At 44.7% G+C, this 20208-nt stretch carries 15 protein-coding genes; all 15 read left to right on the top strand.

Translation table 11 applies throughout. From position 1 onward, the window contains the following. Window positions 1-282 precede the first annotated feature (282 nt). Window positions 283-1821 carry an anthranilate synthase component I gene (trpE, locus tag CEF21_RS13770; RefSeq protein ID WP_123917270.1) on the top strand — a complete coding sequence of 513 codons (1539 nt, stop codon included), beginning with the start codon at window positions 283-285 and terminating at the stop codon, window positions 1819-1821. Continuing rightward, window positions 1790-2809, top strand: a complete 1020-nt coding sequence (gene trpD, locus CEF21_RS13765; RefSeq protein WP_123917268.1) for an anthranilate phosphoribosyltransferase — start codon at window positions 1790-1792, stop codon at window positions 2807-2809. Before trpE ends, trpD begins: the two co-directional genes overlap by 32 nt. Beyond that, a complete protein-coding gene (gene trpC, locus CEF21_RS13760) occupies window positions 2802-3560 on the top strand; it encodes an indole-3-glycerol phosphate synthase TrpC (RefSeq protein WP_123917266.1) in 759 nt (252 codons plus the stop codon). The genes trpD and trpC overlap by 8 nt, the downstream gene beginning before the upstream one ends. Continuing rightward, window positions 3557-4210: a phosphoribosylanthranilate isomerase gene (locus CEF21_RS13755; protein WP_123917264.1), complete on the top strand. Its 654-nt coding sequence runs from the start codon at window positions 3557-3559 to the stop codon at window positions 4208-4210. The genes trpC and CEF21_RS13755 overlap by 4 nt, the downstream gene beginning before the upstream one ends. Continuing rightward, window positions 4197-5420, top strand: coding sequence for a tryptophan synthase subunit beta (gene trpB, locus CEF21_RS13750; RefSeq protein ID WP_123917262.1), 1224 nt, complete (start codon window positions 4197-4199; stop codon window positions 5418-5420). The genes CEF21_RS13755 and trpB overlap by 14 nt, the downstream gene beginning before the upstream one ends. Beyond that, complete coding sequence (trpA, locus tag CEF21_RS13745; protein WP_123917260.1) at window positions 5386-6186, top strand: tryptophan synthase subunit alpha; 801 nt, start codon at window positions 5386-5388, stop codon at window positions 6184-6186. The genes trpB and trpA overlap by 35 nt, the downstream gene beginning before the upstream one ends. A 16-nt stretch (window positions 6187-6202) precedes the next feature. After that, window positions 6203-7282 carry a histidinol-phosphate transaminase gene (gene hisC / locus CEF21_RS13740; RefSeq protein WP_123917258.1) on the top strand — a complete coding sequence of 360 codons (1080 nt, stop codon included), beginning with the start codon at window positions 6203-6205 and terminating at the stop codon, window positions 7280-7282. An 81-nt stretch (window positions 7283-7363) separates the two neighbouring features. Then, on the top strand, window positions 7364-8467 hold the full coding sequence (locus CEF21_RS13735) for a prephenate dehydrogenase (protein ID WP_123917256.1): 1104 nt from the start codon (window positions 7364-7366) through the stop codon (window positions 8465-8467). Between the two features lie 11 nt (window positions 8468-8478). Further along, window positions 8479-9765, top strand: a complete 1287-nt coding sequence (gene aroA, locus CEF21_RS13730; RefSeq protein WP_123917254.1) for a 3-phosphoshikimate 1-carboxyvinyltransferase — start codon at window positions 8479-8481, stop codon at window positions 9763-9765. A gap of 832 nt (window positions 9766-10597) precedes the next feature. Then, a complete protein-coding gene (locus CEF21_RS13725; RefSeq protein WP_123917252.1) occupies window positions 10598-11869 on the top strand; it encodes a tetratricopeptide repeat protein in 1272 nt (423 codons plus the stop codon). Window positions 11870-11942: 73 nt separating this feature from the next. Further along, window positions 11943-12482, top strand: coding sequence for a ReoY family proteolytic degradation factor (locus CEF21_RS13720; protein WP_123917250.1), 540 nt, complete (start codon window positions 11943-11945; stop codon window positions 12480-12482). 171 nt (window positions 12483-12653) lie between these two features. Next, the gene (gene pulA, locus CEF21_RS13715) at window positions 12654-18302 is read left to right on the top strand and encodes a type I pullulanase (protein WP_123917248.1); all 5649 of its coding nucleotides are present in this window, start codon (window positions 12654-12656) and stop codon (window positions 18300-18302) included. Window positions 18303-18409: 107 nt separating this feature from the next. Then, window positions 18410-18865, top strand: coding sequence for a DUF2487 family protein (locus CEF21_RS13710; RefSeq protein WP_123917246.1), 456 nt, complete (start codon window positions 18410-18412; stop codon window positions 18863-18865). Window positions 18866-19009: 144 nt separating this feature from the next. Then, window positions 19010-19516, top strand: a complete 507-nt coding sequence (locus CEF21_RS13705) for a QcrA and Rieske domain-containing protein (RefSeq protein ID WP_123917244.1) — start codon at window positions 19010-19012, stop codon at window positions 19514-19516. A 3-nt stretch (window positions 19517-19519) separates the two neighbouring features. After that, entirely contained in the window at window positions 19520-20194 is a 675-nt protein-coding gene (gene qcrB, locus CEF21_RS13700) for a menaquinol-cytochrome c reductase cytochrome b subunit (protein WP_035408687.1), read from the top strand. The last annotated feature ends 14 nt before the right edge of the window (window positions 20195-20208 follow it).

Raw genomic sequence — 20208 nt, 5'->3', positions numbered from 1 at the left:
GTACTAGAATAATCAATAAGTTACAAGAGAGTATTAGTTGAGAGCAAGAGCAGAGAAGAGTTTAGGGTAGCTGAGAATGATTGAGTATAGCTGAGGAATCACTTTCTTGTCCATGATTCGGACTATGCTGCCCAAAGACACATTTATGTGTTTTTGGGCTTATTTCGTTATTTCTTTCATAACAAATATGCTGTGTAAGCTGCTTATTCAGCATAGGCATAGCCGTTCATTCCCTCCGACTCATCCCATTCTCCTCTGCGAATTAAAGAGGAGGAAACAGGTATGACCCATTCAGATTTACCTTCATTTTTAGAGGATGCAAAGACCTGCCGGACAATCCCGGTTGTGCAGTCCTACAAAATCGATACATTAACTCCCATTCAGATTTTTAACTCCTTAAAACAGCAGGCAGTTTATATATTGGAAAGCAATGACCGGGAATCCAACTGGTCTAATTACTCCTTTATCGGATTAAATGCCGTTATGACAATAAAAGAAAAACAGGGGCACTTTGTCATTCAGGAAAAGAATGGAGCTGTAAAGTATAAATCTTCCAGCTTCTCTGATGTGTTCCGGCACCTTGATCAGTCCCTTCAAATTAAATTGCCTGATCTTCCGATTCCTTTTAAAGGAGGAGCAGTCGGTTTTATCGGATATGATTCTGTCAGCCTCTTTGAAAAGGTGCAAAAGCATTCAGGGCTAAACGATTCAGACCCCGTATGCAGTCTCGCCGTATGCAGCACGTATATAGCGTTTGACCATGCGGAGAACCAGCTTTATTTTATACAATTCTCTTTTTTGAATGGAAATGAGCAGGAAGATGAAAAGATTGCGCTTTATAAGAAAGCGGAAGCGAAGATTCAGGAATTGGTGAAAGAACTTCAAAACAAGGAGCCCCTTCAGGAACTGTTTTTGAACTATGATCAGCGCTCATTGGTTAGCTTCGACCATGTTCATTCCAATATGGAAAAACATGAGTTTATACAAAAAGTCCAGAAAATTAAAAATTATATTGCGGCAGGCGATGTCTTTCAAACGGTTCTTTCCCAGCGTTTTGAAATGCCCATGGAGGCAAATGGATTCGAACTTTACCGAATACTCAGGAAAGTAAATCCATCCCCTTATCTATTCTATTTAAAAAATGATGAAACGGAAATTGTAGGGAGCTCTCCAGAGAGACTGATTCATGTTCAGAACGGGCACCTCGAAATTCACCCGATTGCAGGCACCAGAAAGAGGGGGAAAGATGAGAAAGAAGACGCACAGCTTGCTGAAAGCCTCCTGGCCGATGAAAAAGAGAAAGCCGAACATCTGATGCTTGTCGACTTGGCTAGAAACGACATTGGAAGAGTAGCAAACTATCATTCTGTAAAAACGGAAAATTATATGGAATTGACCTATTTTTCTCATGTGATGCACCTGTTTTCAAAGGTGACCGGGAGCTTAAGGAAGGATGTTCATCCTACGGATGCCCTGCTTGCCTCGTTCCCGGCAGGTACCGTTTCCGGAGCTCCGAAGGTCAGGGCTATGGAAATTCTGCAAGAGCTTGAGCCTACACCGAGAAACCAATATGCGGGAAGCATCGCCTATATCGGTTTTGATGGAAACATCGATTCCTGTATTGCGATCCGGACGGCGGTTGTGAAGAATAATAAAGCTTATATCCAGGCTGGTGCGGGTATTGTAGCGGATTCTGTGCCTGAAAGCGAATGGGAAGAAACCCGGAGCAAAGCGAGCGCACTTATAAAAGCCATTGAGCTTGCCAACCGTCAATTCGGAAAGGAGGCAAATGATGAAATCCATACTATCCAGAGCCGTTGAAGGAGAACGATTTACGAGATTCGAAGCGAAGGAAGCAATGCGGTCCATTATGGAGGGGCGTGCAACAGAAGCCCAGATTGCCAGTTTTTTATCCATATTGAGACTCCGGGGAGAAACAGTAGAAGAAATTATCGGTTTTACTGAGGCCATGAAAGAGAAGATGGTTGTAATTAAAGGGCTCGAAGATGCGGTAGATACATGCGGAACAGGAGGAGATCAGGCCTCCACATTCAATATTTCGACTTCAGCAGCAATAACGGCGTCCTCATTCGGGGTGAAAGTGGCAAAGCATGGAAACCGGTCCTTTACGTCAAAAAGCGGAAGCGCGGATGTATTGGAGGCGCTGGATATTAAGCCGCTGGAATCTCCATGCCAGGCAGCGGAGGAACTTGGAAAATACCACATGGGGTTCCTGTTTGCACCGCTCTATCACACATCCATGAAGCATGCCGTGAATCCAAGAAAGGAGATCGGATTCAGGACGGCATTTAATCTGCTGGGACCTCTGGCGAATCCCGCCAATGCTTCCAAACAGGTAATTGGAGTCTTCTCAGAGCGTTATGCCCAATTAATGGCTGAAGCTCTCTGCAAGCTTGGTACAAAGCATGCTCTCCTTGTTACAGGCGCAGACGGGCTTGATGAGATTACGGTAACAGACGAAACGATGGTATTGGAAGTAAAAGGTGAAACCATCAGCCGCTATACAATCTCACCGGAGCAATTCGGCATGAGCCGGGGAAATCCCCTCGATTTGAAGGCTGGCAGCCCGCAAGAAAGCGCGGCGATGATCTGCAAAGCCTTTCAGAACAGGGGGCCGCAAGCCGTTAAAGATATTATTTCTTTAAATGCGGGCGCAGCCCTTTATGCATCCGGCTATGCGCAGACTCTGAACGAAGGTGTCCAACTATCCGAACAGGCCATTATTTCCGGGCAAGCCCTTGCCCAGCTTCAAAAACTCCAGAAAAAGAAGGTGGAAAAGTATGCTTGACCGAATTCTTGAACATAAAAAAACTGAAATTCAAACTTTAATTCAGCCCGAAGACCAGAAACTCCCGAAACGCTCTTTTTATGAAGCGCTAAAACATCCTAACAGAACAGTAGGGCTGATTGCAGAAGTGAAAAAGGCATCTCCTTCAAAAGGCATCATAAAAGAAAATTTTAAACCTGAAATGCACGCAGCACAATATGAAAAAGGGGGAGCGGACTGTCTTTCCGTACTGACCGACTCTAAATTTTTCAAGGGCGACAATGCCTACTTAAGCATCGCCAAACGAGAAACGAATCTGCCTGTACTAAGGAAAGATTTTATCGTAGACCACCTTCAGGTCGAGGAGTCGGATTATCTTGGCGCTGACGCCATCCTGCTTATCGGGGAGGCGCTGGATCCTGTATATCTGTCTGAACTTTATCATCATGCAATAGAACGGGGAATGGATGCTTTAGTGGAAGTTCACTCATTACCGGTCCTTGAGAGGATTTTAAAACAGATCACTCCTGAATTAATCGGCATCAATAACCGGGATTTAACCACATTTCATACAGACATCCGCCGTGCTGCGGAGTTTAAAGGATACATTCCGAAAGATTCTCTGCTTGTAAGCGAGAGTGGGATTCATACGTCTCAAGATCTGACCTTGGTAAAAGAATACGGAGCCCAGGCTGTTCTGGTAGGAGAATCTCTCATGAAGCATCAAAGCCAGGAGGAAGCGGTTTTGAACCTTTTTGGTGAATATGCATGATTCGCCCCCTGCTGAAATATTGCGGAAATAAAAGCAGAGAAGATTATGAACTGGCGATTCATTCGGAAGCTGATTATCTTGGTCTGATTTTTGCAGACAGCAAGAGGAAGACAGAACCTGAAACGGCCGCAGAGTGGGTAGAGGAATTCGGAAGAAACGGAAAGAAGCTTACGGGAGTTTTCGTTCATCCTTCACACGAAGAGATACAAAGGGCGTGCGATATTCTCAGTCTCGATGCCGTCCAATTCCATGGAGAAGAAACCACTGATTTTCTAAAAGAATTCAGGCAAAAAAACGGCTCCGCGGAAATATGGAAAGCGATACCCCATGATGAAAAAGCAGTTGAAAAAATGGAACGGTATGCCCCGTTTACTGATGTATTTTTAATCGACAGCAAGGTTCCGGGTTCGCGGGGGGGGACAGGGATAGCATTCGATTGGTCAGCCGTCCGCGTCTATTCGGAAAAAGCTGAAAAATTAGGGAAAGCATGTTTTATAGCAGGAGGAGTTAATCCTGAAAATATTGCAGATCTGTTACAAACCGATCCGCATGGCATTGATCTGGCAAGCGGAATTGAACGGAATGGAATGAAGAATGCAGAGAGAATCAGAAATTTAGAGAAGAGGGTGTTTGAATATGTATCCCGATAATAAAGGCAGATACGGAGAATTTGGCGGGAAATTTGTACCTGAAACACTGATGGAGCCCCTTGAGGAGCTTGAAGCAGCCTATAGAGAGGCAATAGCTGATCCTTCATTTGGAGAAGAATACGTCCGGCTTTTGAAAGAATATTCCGGAAGGCCGACAGCATTGACTTTTGCAGATAATCTAACGAAATCAATTGGCGGAGCCAAAATCTATTTAAAAAGAGAGGACCTTAACCATACGGGTGCCCATAAAATTAATAACGCAATAGGCCAGGCTTTGCTTGCGAAACGGATGGGGAAAAATCAGCTGATCGCTGAAACCGGGGCAGGACAGCACGGAGTAGCGGCTGCGACTGTAGCAGCTAAATTTGGAATGAAATGCAAAGTGTTTATGGGACATGAGGATGTGGAGAGACAGCAGCTGAATGTATTCCGGATGGAACTGCTCGGTGCAGAAGTCGTTCCCGTTCACTCCGGGAATAAGACATTGAAGGATGCGACAAATGAGGCAATCCGCTACTGGGTCCAGCATTGTGAAGACCATTTCTATATGATTGGTTCTGTTGTCGGTCCCCATCCATACCCAATGATGGTAAGGGACTTTCAGAAAGTAATCGGGGAAGAATCAAAGAAACAATTCCTGGAACGGACTGGCGGCCTTCCGGATAAAGTCATTGCCTGTATAGGCGGAGGAAGCAATGCGATTGGCATGTTCCATCCCTTTCTTCAAGATGAAGTGGAGCTGATTGGAGTAGAAGCGGCCGGTAAAGGAATTGACACACCTCTTCATGCGGCAACCATTACAAAAGGAACGAATGGAGTCATTCACGGTTCCCTGACTTACTTAATCCAAGATAGATTTGGACAGATCGTTGAGCCGTATTCTATTTCTGCTGGGCTTGATTATCCCGGAGTGGGACCTGAGCACGCTCATCTGGCGAGCACAGGCAGGGTCAAATACGTTCATGCTACCGATCAGGAAGCCCTTGATGCGCTGCACAGGACTGCGAAGGAAGAGGGACTGCTCGCTGCCATAGAATCTGCCCATGCTCTGGCGCAGGCCTTTTCAATGGCAAAGGATATGTCTCCGGATCAGTCCATTCTTGTCTGCCTGTCCGGACGCGGCGACAAAGATGTTCATACGCTGATGAAAGCCTTGAAAGGAGAAGTGGATCAAGATGAATTACTTTCAGTCTCTTCTGGAGCAAAATAAAAAACTATTTATTCCTTTTATTACGGCAGGTGATCCATCTCCAGCCGCTACGATTGATTTGGCCTTATCTCTTCAGAATGCAGGGGCTGACGCAATTGAGCTCGGCATTCCCTATTCGGATCCGCTGGCGGATGGCCCGGTCATACAGCGTGCATCAGCAAGGGCGCTGAAGCAGGGAATGAACATTGTAAAAGCAATGGAACTTGTTCCGCAAATGAGGGAAAATGGGGTAAGGATCCCAATCATCCTGTTCACTTATTATAATCCTGTGTTACAATTGGGAGAAGAAAACTTTTTCGCTTTAATGCGCGAAAATGATGTAAATGGCCTGCTTGTTCCTGACTTGCCATTTGAAGAGAATGAACGGATGCGGGAACGCTGCAAAGCGGAAAATCTGTACTTTATCTCAATGGTTGCCCCAACATCCTCTTCCAGGTTAAAGAAAATCGCTCAATCTTCAGAAGGATTTCTATACTGCGTATCTTCTCTGGGAGTAACGGGAGAGAGAAAAGCCTTTAATGAAAACGTGTTTGAATTTATTAAAGAGGTAAAGGCCGTTTCCCCCATCCCTGTGGCTGTAGGATTTGGGATATCTTCCGGCGAGCAGGCTATGCAAATGAATGAAGTGAGCGATGGAGTGGTTGTAGGGAGTGCCATCATCCGTCAGGTTGAAGAACTTCAGGATGAACTCATTTCAGTTTCAGAACGGGAACAAGCCCTTCAAAAAGTGGAGGATTTCGCCAGGTCGTTTGTCCATACTGTCTAGGAGAGGTGTTTAAAAAATGGAAGTGAAAAGCCAGCTTCTCAACTTGAAGCCGTATCAGCCGGGAAAGCCCATTGATGAGGTGAAAAAGGAATATGGATTGGACCATATTGTAAAATTGGCATCCAATGAAAATCCTTATGGGAGTTCAGCGAAAGTGAAACAAGCCGTTGAAAGGGAGATCAGCCAGCTTGCGCTTTATCCGGATGGATACAGCGCGGAACTGCGTGAGAAACTTTCAAGTATGGTGGGAGTCGATCAAGATCAGCTCATCTTTGGAAATGGATCAGATGAAATCGTCCAAATCATTTGCAGAGCGCTGCTGGACCAAAATTCCAACACCGTTATGGCAACACCGACTTTTCCGCAATACAGACATAATGCCATAATTGAAAATGCAGAAATCAGAGAGGTTCCTCTAAAAGCAGGCGAGCATGATTTGGATGCTATGCTTGAGGCAATTGATGATTACACGAAGGTTGTCTGGGTATGCAGCCCGAATAATCCAACAGGAAATTATGTAAATAAAAGCAGTATGGAAGCCTTTCTGAAAAAAGTGCCGCCGTCCGTACTGGTTGTCCTTGATGAAGCGTATGCTGAATACGTTACGGCAGAGGATTATCCAGATTCGGTTCCTTACCTGCAAACATATGAAAATGTGATGATTCTCAGAACGTTTTCCAAAGCATACGGCCTTGCTGCCTTAAGAATCGGGTATGGAATTGGGTGCAGGAAGCTCGTTCAAATGATTGAGCCTGCAAGAGAGCCATTTAATACAAGCAGGATTGCTCAAGCCGCTGCCCTTGCTGCACTGGATGATCAGGAGTTTATTCAAACCTGCCGTGAGCGAAATCGTGCGGGTTTGAAGCAATATTATGCATTTTGCGAGGAAAATAATCTTTCCTATTACCCTTCTGAAGGGAATTTTATCCTCATTGACTTCAATCAGGATGCAAATTCCTTATTCCAGCAGCTGCTTGAACGGGGATATATTGTCAGATCCGGTGCTGCACTCGGATTTCCGACATCACTAAGAATCACTGTCGGTTCTGAAGGGCAGAACAGGGAAATCATTGAGCTGCTGAAAACTCTGCTGTAAGAGGCGCGTGCCTCTTCAGCAGACCCTTACATAGGCTTGATCAGCCAGGAGATTTTTACATAACGATAGGATGTGCCCGCAATGAGAAATCACGTATTTTTTATCGGACTCGGTTTGATTGGCGGATCTTTGGCTATGGCGATTAAAAAGGAGCATCCTTCCTGTAAAATAACAGGTCTGGATATTGATCCGGAGCAAGCACAGCTCGCTGTTACATTAGGCGTCATTGATGAAGCTGTTTCGTCAATAGAGGAAGGTGCGAGAGAAGCAGACTGCATCATTCTGTCTGCTCCTGTGCAGCAGACGCTGCTGATTATGAGCGAATTAAGCAGGCTTCCGCTAAAAAAACAAGTCATTATAACCGATGTCGGAAGCACAAAGGAAACAATTGACCGCCATGCTAAAAAGGTGTTCAGTGAGAACATTATTTTTATCGGCGGTCATCCAATGGCAGGATCCCATAAATCAGGAGTTTCAGCCGCAAAAGCCCATTTGTTTGAAAATGCTTTTTACGTTTTATGTCATCATCTTGAAGAGCATAAACCCTATGCAGAAGAATTAAAAAACCTTTTTTCCGGTACAAAAGCGAATTTCGTTACCATGACACCTAAAGAACATGATTTAGTAACAGGCGTAATCAGCCATTTCCCTCATATTGTTGCAGCAGGTCTTGTTCATCAGGCTGTGCAGCATGAGGAGGAATATCCGCTGACAAGGCGGCTTGCAGCGGGAGGCTTCCGGGATATTACAAGGATTGCTTCCAGCAGCCCGGAAATGTGGCGTGATATCCTTCTGCAGAACAAAGAACATATGCTCAAGCTTTTAGAGCAATGGATGAAGGAAATGGAGCATGTCCGTCACTTGATCAGGGAAGAGGACGGCGCGAAAATACTTACATACTTTTATGATGCAAAAGAATTCCGGGACGGTCTCCCTGTTAAGCAGCAGGGAGCAATTCCTTCTTTTTATGATTTGTACATTGATGTGCCCGATTATCCGGGGGTCATCTCAGAAATTACAGGCTATCTTGCTAAAGAAAGCATCAGCATAACCAATATTCGCATCATTGAAACGAGAGAGGATATAAATGGAGTGCTGCGGATTAGCTTTCAAAGAGAAGCAGACCGCGAGCGCGCGAAAACGTGCATCGCCAAATATACAAATTACGGAACGTTTTTTGGCTAGGAGGAATAAATATGAAACTTTATTCAAGCAGCGGGCTTAAGGGAGAAATCCAGATACCCGGCGACAAATCCATTTCCCACCGTGCCGTGATGTTCGGTTCGATTGCAGAAGGAAAAACCGTGATCACGAATTTCTTAAATGGAGCGGACTGCCTAAGCACGATTTCCTGTTTTAGAAGCATGGGAGCAGACATTAAAGTGGATGGAACAAATGTGGAAGTGACGGGAAAGGGAATAGATGGACTCGTTGAGCCTTCAGACATTTTGGATGTCGGCAATTCAGGCACCACAACACGGCTTATTTTAGGTCTTCTCGCGGGAACTTCTTTTCACTCCTGTCTGATTGGGGATGAATCCATCGCTAAAAGGCCGATGAAGAGAGTAACAGAGCCACTCAAACAGATGGGAGCTTCCATCGATGGCAGAGAACGGGGGAACCTGACACCAATTTCTGTAAGAGGAGGAAAGCTAAAAGGAATCAGCTATGAATCTTCTGTTGCAAGCGCCCAGGTGAAATCGGCTATTCTGCTTGCGGGCCTTCGTACAGATGGGGATTGGACAAGTGTTACAGAGCCCCATAAATCCAGAGATCATACAGAAAGAATGCTGAAATCGTTCGGAGCAAGTGTGAAAGAGGAAGGATTGACCGTTTCTGTAAAAGGCGGACAGCACTTGAAGGGTGCAAGGATTGAAGTACCTGGAGATATTTCCTCTGCCGCCTTTTTTTTGGCTGCCGGTGCCATCGTGCCGAACAGCAAACTTGTGTTGCGAAGAGTGGGAATTAATCCTACCCGTTCAGGTATTCTGGAGGTTCTTGAGCAAATGGGTGCGGTTATCCAGGTGACTGAACTCAAAACTTCAACATATGAGCCTATGGCAGACATTACAATCGAAACGTCGAATTTAAAGGGAATCACCATTTCCGGAGACTTGATTCCAAAGCTAATCGATGAAATTCCAGTAATTGCCCTGATGGCAACACAGGCTGAAGGAAAAACAATTATAAAAGATGCAGAAGAATTGAAAGTAAAAGAAACAAACCGGATTGATACTGTCGTAAACGAGCTCAAAAAGCTTGGAGCCGACATCGAAGCTACTGAAGATGGAATGATTATTAATGGTCCTGCAATTTTAAAAGGCGGGGCAGAGGTATCGAGCCACGGTGATCATCGGATTGGTATGATGCTGGCCATTGCTGCCTGTCTGACAGAAAGTCCTCTTGACCTGTCTGGGGCTGATGCGATTAAAGTATCTTATCCGGACTTTTTCACGGACTTAAAGCGGGTAAACGAACAATAATCTGCTTAGGGAATGAAGCAGTTTGAAAAGTTCTGCCGAGAGACGATATTGAGTCAAAAACCCAGGAACGCAGATTATTTGAGCGATCCTGGGTTTTGTGTTCTAAAGAGGAAGTGGCTCCGCTGCCGGAATAAGGCAGCGGATACAGTCAGACAAAGTGGGATTACAAATCAGAAATCACAGTCTTGTAAGCTTCTTTTTATCTTCTCCGCATTTAAACCAGTGCGCCCCCGTCATAATCATATGTCCATTCGCATAACTTGTCTTATAAAGAGGCGCCATGAAAAACTGTTGTCATGACGGATCAACTTACTTTTTTCGAGGCTATGCTGATGGAAGCGAACGCCAGCTGTATGAATCACCAGCCAAGTTTAACCGTGCATTTTTAATAGACAAGCTCCGATAAGCTGGCGGTACCCGTTTCCGTCCGGCCAGGGAGCCCGCACTGGATATCTGAAGAAATCTCTATCGGCTGAATGAAATGGAAGATTGGCAATGTCTGAACAGAAGTGCTTTTGAAAACGCGCCTGCCGGGAATCATTACATGCTCCGGTATCACGCAAAGCCGGACCCGCTATTAAAGGGATATCCTGTGTTGGATGGAGATGCTGACAAAGGGTTTATAAAAGAGGCAGTTTAAGCGATTCGGTTGAAACGATCCCGCTTCTCGATTATGATAGTCATATTCCAACCATAACAATTCATAGAGGCAGGGTATGGTAATGCCGGACGGTTCCATGCATTTCAGTCTGGATTTGAGGATAATCGGCATGAGCCGGTTCATTCCCCTTTTTCGCCTGCTCTGCCTCTTTTATAGAAAGGAACATGCTGCGTGACAAGCTCTTTAGAAGAAGCTATTATCCTCGTGGAAAATGGAGAAGCGGAAGAGGGATTAAGGAAACTTTCCGAAATCAGGGCTTCTATTCATGATGAAGAAAAATTTCGATTGGCAGATAAATATTACGAGTGGGGCCTGCCTGATCAGGCCTTGGAACTGCTGACCGATCTCCACCTTCTTTACCCTCATGAAACGGATATATCCCTTCTTATGGCGGAAGCCTATATTGATTTGGAGCAGGAGGATGAAGCCATTTCCATTCTGGGGGAAATCAGTCCGGAGGATGCTGCCTATCCGCAAGCTCTTCTTCTCCAGGCAGATTTGTATCAGCTTCAGGGACTGCAGGAAGTCAGTGAGAAAAAACTAAAAGAGGCCAAAAAGCTGCTGCCTGATGAACCGCTTATTGATTTTGCCCTGGGGGAATTTTATTATCATAGCGGTGATGACAAAACCGCTGTTGCCTACTATGAGAAAGCGGCACTCACTTCAGAGATATACGCCGGGGTGAGCATCAGCCAGCGTTTAGCAGATGCATTGAGCGGATCCGGAGAATTTGAAGCGGCCATGCCATATTATGAAAAAGCAATCGCTGAGAAGGTTGATCCCCATTCGGTATTCGGATACGGACTCGCGGCATTAAGAGCGGGCCAGACGAAAACCGCGATCCAGCAGCTCGAAAAATTAAAAGAGCTTGACCCATCCTTCTCCTCCCTTTATTTGCCGCTGGCCCGGTCATATGAAGAAGAGGGATTGCTTACCGAAAGCATGGATACGGCCCTTGAGGGAATCCGGGAAGATGAATTCAACAAAGAGCTGTACGTATTTGCGGGGAAAATCTCTCTGAAAAATCAGCAGCCTGAGAAAGCAGCTGAATTGCTGCGGGAAGCGGCAGCAATTGATCCCGGACATGCTGAGGCAGTTCTGATCCTTGCCAATATTTATCTCCAGCAGGAACAGTATGATGAGATTATTGAACTGCTTGAGGAAGTGATGAAATATGAAGAAGAAGATCCTCAATATTTCTGGCTGCTGGGCAAGAGCTACAATGAAACAGAAAACTTTTCTCAGGCATCGGACTATTATGAGCGTGCATATAAATTCTTTAAAGACCACGTTGAATTTCTTGAAGAATATGCCCGCTTCCTTGTAGAAGAGGGAAATCGCCAAAAAGCGATGGAATTATTCAGAAGAATCCTATCCATAGATCCCGCCAATGTCGAAATTGAAGCATTATTGATGCATTTAGAAGACGAATTTAAACAGTAAAAATGCAGGATTTTGATTTCTCGATGTTGAAATTTTCATATATAGAAACGTTCTTGCAGAGGAGGGAACGATAATGATGACCCCTGTATCTGTTCACGAGAAGAAAGATTTTATCAGATGGTTTTTGAATCACTATCAGCTAAAGCGAAGAGAATGCGTATGGATTCTGAATTACCTGATGAGCCATGACGCATTGATGGAAAGAGTCCATTTTGTAGAGCAGGCTCAGTATTGTCCCCGCGGAATTATCATGTCAACCCACTGTGTGGAAGAGGTTCCATTCAGGTTTTACAAAGAAAATGTCATGACTACGGATGCGGAAAAGTCATTTCACGACATTCGGTTAAACAGGGATGAAGAGCTCTATATTCAGATTAATTTCAGATCGTCCTATCAGTCTCCGCAATACGCTGCAGTGATGGAAACCAATCCATTTTTGCCGAAACATTTAAACGGAAATGAGAAAGACCGCCTTATTGCCGAAAGAGTGCTTGAACGTGCCATTCAGTCCTATCAGAAAGATAAATTGCTTCAATTAATCGATGAAGCGCTGGACCGCCATGATGAACATGCATTCAAAGAATTAACGAGCAAATTGAATGCGATAAAATAAGCTGAAAGTCCTCGGGTTTCGAGGGCTTTTTTTCTTGTATTTTTAAATGATAGTAAATTTATCTCAATTTTCTGCAACTGATTGATTTTATCTCATTAACGTGTGAAAATAAAACTTGAAACCGCTTGCAAGCGCAATCGATTTCACAGTCCGAATCATGGGGGGAAGGCAATGAAAGGGAGAGCTAAAGGAATTATTTCATCTTTACTGGCCGTTTTGCTCGTACTCAGTACGTTAGGCGGTGTACCTTCAGCGTTTGCACAGTCTAATTTGCAAACGGTTGCATTGGAAGGTGCAAATGCTGATCAGACGCAGCAAACGTATAGCTTCACACTAAATTATTACAGGTACGATGGGAAAGCGAAAGATTGGGACTTATGGATTTGGGAAGATGGAAAAGATGGGAAAGAGGTTGATTTCAGTCAAGTAACAGATGGCTTTGCCCAAGTCAAGGTTGAAGCTGCTTCGAATAAAATTAACGTCATCGCCAGGCCGGGGAACTGGACTTCGCAGGAAATGACGAGAGTGATTCAGATTCCTGAAGGGGAAAAAGCTGCTGAAGCGTATATCGTGGAGGGGGATCCGGCTGTCTATTACAGCAGGGAAGAAGCAAATGTAGGAGAAAGAATGACTTCTGCGATGATGGATTCCATGGACCGGATCATGGTCACTTCCTCGCATCCTCTTAATGAACAAGATATCAATGATTTTACCCTTATCGATGAAACAACGGGAAAAGAAATGGATGCACAATCAAAAAAAGTGAAAGACAACCAGGTTATGCTTTTAATCGGTGATTCCCGTTCCATTGATGTGAGGAATGCCTATTCTGTAAAAAGCACCCGATTCGGCAAAAAGAAGGTAACCGTAAGAAAAGCGCTGGATGATAAAAAATTTTTCTATGCAGGAAATGATTTAGGATCCTCTTATACACCTTCAAATACGACCTTTAAAGTATGGGCTCCCACAGCTCAAAAAGTCAGTCTTGTTCTTTTTGACAGCGCTGGTACATACACAGAGCAGGGAACAGTAGAACAGCACAAAGATGGAAATGAGCAAAGCATGGAAAGAGCTGAAAACGGAGTTTGGTCGGCCTCCGCTTCTGGTGATCTAAACGGAAAATTCTATATGTACAAGGTCGAATTCTCTGATGGAAAAGTGAATTATGCAGTCGATCCTTATGCAAAGGCAGTCAGCGCGAACGGCCAAAGGTCTGCTGTCGTGAGCCTTGACGAAACAGATCCTGCGAATTGGAAGCCGATGGACAAGCCGGAGGTTTCATCACCTGCCGATGCTTCTCTGTATGAGCTGCATGTAAGAGATTTCTCATCGGACAAAGATTCGGGTATGAAAAACAAAGGTAAATTTAAAGCGTTTACAGAAACAGGGACGAAAAACAGCAAGGGCGATTCGACAGGAATCGATCATCTTGCCAATTTGGGTATTACCTATGTCCATTTACTTCCTTCCTATGATTTCAAAACAGTGAATGAATTGAAGGTGGATGATCCTTCATCCAAAGAGCCGAAGTTTAACTGGGGATATGATCCGCAGAACTTTAATGTTCCAGAAGGATCCTACTCAACAGATCCCGCCAATCCGAAAACAAGGATTCTTGAATTTAAAGAAATGGTACAAGCTCTGCACAATAAAGGGATTCGCGTTGTAATGGACGTTGTCTACAACCATACGTTCGAAATTGAAAACGGTCCATTCAATAAAATAGTGCCTGGCTATTATTACAGAAGCAATGATGCCGGAACTTATACAAACGGGAGCGGAACCGGAAATGAAGTAGCTTCCGAGAGACCGATGGTAAGAAAATATATTAAAGATTCAGTGAAATATTGGGCTGAGGAATACGGTGTAGACGGATTCCGTTTTGATTTAATGGGTCTGATTGATGTAAATACGATGGAACAGCTGACAAAAGAATTGAAAGAACAAGTGGATCCTTCCATGCTTGTTTATGGAGAGCCATGGCAGGCAGGCGGTTCTCCGCTCGCAGAGAGTCTCCAGACCACTAAAGGTGCTCAGAAAGACAAGGGGTTTGCGGTATTCAACGATAACATCCGCGGGGCAATCAAAGGCGGAAGCGATGACGCTTCAAAAGGATTTGCAACGGGAGAAAAGGGAAAAGAAGAAGCCATTGCAGCGGGTGTTAAAGGATCCATTACCGATTTTACGAATTCCCCCGCAGAATCCATTAACTATGTAACCGCTCATGACAACTTAAATATGTGGGATAAGATTATAAAAACACAGGGGCTTGAGGAAAAAGAGGGCTTCGTGGATATAAAAGACGGAAAACTGCAGGGAGAAGACGCTAATCGATACAAAACGGTAGAAGAGGCGGTCGCTGCAGCCACTCCATATCATGCAGTAAACAAAGAGGACGAGCTTGCGAACGAGACCGTTAAGCGTTCTTTGCTTTCAAATGGAATTGCCATTACCGCTCAAGGCATTCCGTTCATTCATGCCGGTGATGAAATGCTGCGGACAAAATACGGTGATCATAACAGCTACAGGAGTCCTGATGCCATCAACCAGATCCGCTGGAAGAATGTTTCGGATTTTGACCAGGTCAATCTGTACTATCAAGGTTTATACCAATTGCGCAACAGTCATCCTGCTTTTAAAATGACTGGGAAACAGCAGGTAGAAGCGAATGTGGAAATCCTGCAGAAGCAAGATAATTTGGTCGCTTATCAGCTCAAAAATAATGCAAACGGCGACAAGTGGAAGAACATCGTCGTGATTTACAATGCGAATACAGCAGCGAAAAAAGTTCAGCTTCCTGCCTCTCCAGCAGGATGGAAAGCAGTTGTAAACGATAAAAAGGCGGGAACAGGAATCCTTGAAGAAATTAAAGGAACAGAGGCGCAGGTTCAGCCGCTATCGATGATGGTTTTATACGATGAGGAAAGAACCGAAAAGCCGGTTCCGTCCGTGCTGACCGTTTCGTCTGAAAATATATACATGACGGCCGGTGAATCCCGAATGCTCCAGGCTTCTGTAAAGGATCAATTTGGAGGATATCTGAAAGATCAGAAGATTACTTGGACAAGCGGAGATGAAGAAGTTGCTGCGGCAGATTCCAGAGGGAAGCTGACAGCCAAAAAGAACGGCAAAACGAATGTGACTGTTTCAAGCGGATCTTTGAAAACGACCGTAACGGTAACAGTAGCCGATATTAAGCCTGCATCCATCGTTCTGCAGGGGAAAGATTCTGTTTATGAATCAAGCTCCATCCAGCTGCAAAGCACGGTGAAGGATCAGTTTGGCCAGACGGTCGGAGATCCGGCGATTGAATGGACATCATCCAATCCGAAAATTGCGTCTGTCTCTTCATCAGGCGAGATCACGGGACTCAGCGCCGGAAAAGCGGTTGTAACAGCCAAAATCGGTTCTGTTTCTGCTCAAAAGCAAATCGAAGTGAAAAAATATGTACAGAGATTTGTAGAATTCACGTATAAAAGAGCAGACAGCCAATACGATGGCTGGAATATCTGGACATGGCAGACAGGTGTAGAAGATGGAGAAAAACGGTTTTCAAGCGTCACAAGCAATGGGGCTGTGGCAAAGTTCCCAATTGGGCCTGACACAACAAAAATCGGTTTCGTATTAAGAAAAGGAACAGACTGGGCGGTCAAGGATCCATATGGACAGGACCGCTACATCGATGCAGATTTATCTCAATCTGTCACGAAGGTTACCGTAACAAGCGGAGTTGGCGAATTTGACACCGTTCCTCCAGTCAAGGGACCGGTATTGGCAGGCGGAAAACTCACCTTCCTGTACCGGGATCAGGAGCTTTATGAAACAAGTTCCCAAGAGCAAATAGAGCGTGTCCAGGTAAAAATCAACGGCAAGCTTTTCCCGATGACGTATGATGCAAAACATCAATATTTCAGCTACATATTGGATGAGCTCAAAGAAGGAAACTATGAATATACGTTTCTAGTAACAAAAGACGGCAAAACAACAGAAATCAGTGATCCATACAATACGGGTGAGGATGGAAAATCGGTTGTTAAGTATGTTGTGCCGAAAATCAATGTCTCAGCGTCCGCTTATCCTAAAAAAATCTCCTCAAGGGAAAATGCGGTCATCACGGTGGCTGCCGAAGCCGGTGAAGACGCCAAAATAACGGGCATGTCGATTGATCTGCGGGCTCTCGGAGGGGCTGAAAATACACCGATCGATCCGGCCCTGAGTGAGATTAGCGTGCCAGTTAAAGACAGTATAACAGCCGGAATGAAAACTCTTCCGATTATTGTAAAAGATCAGTATGGAAATACTCATAAAGGGAAAGTACAGCTTGAAGTAAAGCCGATTCAGGTTTCCGGATCCGGCAAGGACCAATTTGACTGGGATGAAGCCCGAATCTACTTCATGCTGACAGACCGTTTCTATGACGGCGATCCGTCTAATAATGATCCGAATAAAGAAAACTATGATAAAAAGCATCCGGAAACCTATCACGGTGGGGATCTGGCGGGTATTACGAAGAAACTGGATTATCTTGAAGATATGGGGATTAACACAATCTGGATTTCGCCAATCGTCGACAATGTGGACTGGAACATCCGTTCAGGCAAAGAAGGTCCGCAATATGCGTACCATGGGTACTGGGCGAAGGATTTCACTAAGCTGGATGAACATCTGGGAGATATGAAGACTTTCCAGAAGCTGATTGATAAAGCCCATGACAAAGGCATCAAAATTATGGTGGATGTCGTATTGAATCATGCAGGATATGGTGTGAAGGATGGCGGACAAAAAAACATCCGCAACTATCCGACCATTGAAGATTCCCTGCGTTTCAAAGACATGCTCCGTGACGGGGGAACTGACGTCATTAAAGGTGAATTGGCAGGACTTCCTGATTTTAAAACAGAGGATCCGGCAGTTAGGGACCAAATCATCAAATGGCAGACAGACTGGCTGAAAAATGCAAAAACAAAGCGCGGTGACACCATTGATTATTTCAGGGTGGATACCGTAAAACATGTAGATTCCACTACATGGAGCGCCTTTAAAAATGAACTGACGAAAATCAAGCCTGATTTCAAGCTGATTGGGGAAAACTTCGGAGCGAGTGCTGATAACACAGGAGGCTACCTGAACAGCGGACAAATGGATTCTCTGCTTGACTTTGGCTTTAAAAACGAAGCAGCAGCATTTATCCAGGGCAAGGTTGATGAAACGGAAGCAAATCTGGAGAAAAGGGACAAACTGATCAATAACACGGCTTCACTTGGTCAATTTTTAAGCAGTCATGATGAGGATGGTTTCCTCTATGCCCATGCTAAAGGAGATCTTTCCAAACAAAAAATTGCCGCATCTCTTCAAATCACTTCAAAAGGACAGCCTGTCATTTACTACGGTGAAGAACTGGGCCTTTCGGGGAAAGTGGGAGGAGATTTTGATAAAGGAGAATTCAACGAAAACCGCTATGACATGGCCTGGGACCGGATTAAAGGAAATGATTTGACGGTCCATTACGCGAAACTTCTTCAAACGAGAAAACATTATTCTAAAGTTTTCTCAAAAGGGGACCGCAAAAAGGTTGCAGGCAGCAATGAAGATGGCTATATCGTATTTTCGAGAAAATATGAAAGCCAGGAGCTGTGGATTGGGATTAATACCGGGAATACTGCTAAAACAGTGACCCTTACGATCAAAGATTCTAAGTTCCCGCATGTAAAAGACTTATACAGCAATAAAGATTATAAAAAATCAAAAGATGGCAAAGTTACGGTGGAGATTCCGCCAAGATCCGATGGCGGAACCGTCATCTTGACAAATTGGAAATAATGAAAATTTTCTAAAATTTTTGCCTGAAATCATGTAAAATAAAGACAATGGGGCTTGTCTCCATTGTCTTCTTTTGATTATGATGAGTTAAACAGGGGGTGAACTGAATGAAATGGGCTGCTGATGACGCACTGGCTTTCGAGAAAGAAAAGCAATACATAGACACGCTGGTTATTCCGCTCATACCGGCAGGAGCAAGCCCCTCACTCCTCCAAAATGTTGAAGCAGGAGAATTCGCGATGCTCCTTGCGGATGAACTGGAAAGACAGCTCAGGGGAAGAATCCTGCTTAGCCCGCCGTTTACTTACCATCCGTACGAAAAAGACAAGAATTCGAGACTGATGGATTGGAAAAGAGATATGGAGGGGACTTTTAAGTATATCTTTTTTCTGACTACCGATTCCGCCTGGAAAACAGCAGGAGAAGAAGGATTCCAGGAAACGCTGCTTTGGATGCCCTCCATTCCTTTGCAAAATATGAATGAAGAAGTAACAGGACAGCTCCTGGACAGTCATTTGCAGCAAATTATGAACATTTTATTACAATTTTGGAATTGTAAATGAAAACCCTGTCATAATACTTTTTTCCATAAAAGGATGATATTGACCGGTTTGGAAGATTGATATATCATTAGAATGTCCTAGTACTATAAATTTTTATAACCTTGCATCCAGACTTCATCTATAGGGGATAGAAGGGGGAGAAAAATGAGCGAGAGAAAACACGGGGTATCAAGAAGGCAATTCCTAAATTATACGCTGACAGGCGTAGGCGGATTTATGGCCGCAGGAATGATTATGCCGATGGTCCGGTTTGCCCTTGACCCGGTTCTGCGCCCTGTTGCAGGCCAGGAGTTGGTTCAGGTGGTCAAAGTGGATGAAATTACAAAAGAGCCAAAACGATTCAACTTTAAGATCAAGCAGGTAGATGCCTGGCACAAATCAGATGAACCGCGCTCAGCATGGGTGTATAAGGATGATAAAGGAGATATTATCGCTTTATCGCCTGTCTGCAAACACCTGGGATGTACGGTCAGCTGGAACGGGGATCCTGAGAACAAAAATCAGTTCTTCTGTCCATGCCATTACGGACGCTACGAAAAGGACGGGAAAAACGTTCCGGGAACGCCTCCGCTCGCACCACTCGATGTATTTGAACAGCAGGTAAAAGACGGCTACTTATTTCTCGGGAAAGCCAAGAAGAGGGGAGCTTAGCAGATGCTGAATAAAATTTACGACTGGGTCGATGAGCGTCTCGATATTACCCCTTTATGGCGGGATATTGCCGATCATGAAGTGCCGGAGCATGTCAACCCTGCCCACCATTTTTCTGCTTTTGTGTATTGCTTTGGCGGATTGACCTTTTTTGTAACGGTTATCCAGGTGCTTTCCGGGATGTTTTTAACGATGTACTATGTTCCGGACATTAAAAATGCCTGGGAATCGGTGTACTATCTCCAGAATGAAGTTGCATTCGGGCAAATCGTCAGAGGGATGCATCACTGGGGAGCAAGTCTTGTTATTGTCATGATGTTTCTTCATACACTTCGCGTCTTTTTCCAGGGTGCCTATAAGAAACCGCGTGAACTGAACTGGATTGTCGGTGTTTTGATCTTTTTTGTCATGCTTGGACTTGGTTTTACAGGTTATTTGCTGCCCTGGGATATGAAAGCGCTTTTCGCCACGAAGGTAGGCCTGCAGATTGCAGAAGCGACGCCTTTTATCGGAACCCAGGTAAAAGTGCTCCTCTCAGGACACCCTGAAATCGTCGGAGCACAGACACTTACGAGATTCTTTGCGATCCATGTATTCTTCCTGCCGGCCGCTTTATTCGGTCTGATGGCTGCCCATTTTCTCATGATCAGAAAGCAGGGAATTTCCGGGCCGCTTTAAAATGCCCGAGTTAT

Origin of the sequence: Bacillus sp. FJAT-42376, from assembly GCF_003816055.1 — a bacterium.
Lineage (GTDB): Bacteria > Bacillota > Bacilli > Bacillales > Bacillaceae > Metabacillus_B.
The sequence above is the reverse complement of the archived record's forward strand: the minus strand, read 5'-3'. Positions and strand labels throughout refer to the sequence as shown.

Bases quoted from the DNA above. Each gene is read 5' to 3' on its own strand.
- CEF21_RS13735 (WP_123917256.1), top strand. From the start codon at position 7,364: ATGAGAAATCACGTATTTTTTATCGGACTCGGTTTGATTGGCGGATCT.
- aroA (WP_123917254.1), top strand. From the start codon at position 8,479: ATGAAACTTTATTCAAGCAGCGGGCTTAAGGGAGAAATCCAGATACCC.
- CEF21_RS13720 (WP_123917250.1), top strand. From the start codon at position 11,943: ATGATGACCCCTGTATCTGTTCACGAGAAGAAAGATTTTATCAGATGG.
- trpD (WP_123917268.1), top strand. From the start codon at position 1,790: ATGATGAAATCCATACTATCCAGAGCCGTTGAAGGAGAACGATTTACG.
- qcrB (WP_035408687.1), top strand. From the start codon at position 19,520: ATGCTGAATAAAATTTACGACTGGGTCGATGAGCGTCTCGATATTACC.
- trpA (WP_123917260.1), top strand. From the start codon at position 5,386: ATGAATTACTTTCAGTCTCTTCTGGAGCAAAATAAAAAACTATTTATT.
- CEF21_RS13755 (WP_123917264.1), top strand. From the start codon at position 3,557: ATGATTCGCCCCCTGCTGAAATATTGCGGAAATAAAAGCAGAGAAGAT.
- trpE (WP_123917270.1), top strand. From the start codon at position 283: ATGACCCATTCAGATTTACCTTCATTTTTAGAGGATGCAAAGACCTGC.
- pulA (WP_123917248.1), top strand. From the start codon at position 12,654: ATGAAAGGGAGAGCTAAAGGAATTATTTCATCTTTACTGGCCGTTTTG.
- CEF21_RS13705 (WP_123917244.1), top strand. From the start codon at position 19,010: ATGAGCGAGAGAAAACACGGGGTATCAAGAAGGCAATTCCTAAATTAT.
- CEF21_RS13710 (WP_123917246.1), top strand. From the start codon at position 18,410: ATGAAATGGGCTGCTGATGACGCACTGGCTTTCGAGAAAGAAAAGCAA.
- trpC (WP_123917266.1), top strand. From the start codon at position 2,802: ATGCTTGACCGAATTCTTGAACATAAAAAAACTGAAATTCAAACTTTA.
- trpB (WP_123917262.1), top strand. From the start codon at position 4,197: ATGTATCCCGATAATAAAGGCAGATACGGAGAATTTGGCGGGAAATTT.
- hisC (WP_123917258.1), top strand. From the start codon at position 6,203: ATGGAAGTGAAAAGCCAGCTTCTCAACTTGAAGCCGTATCAGCCGGGA.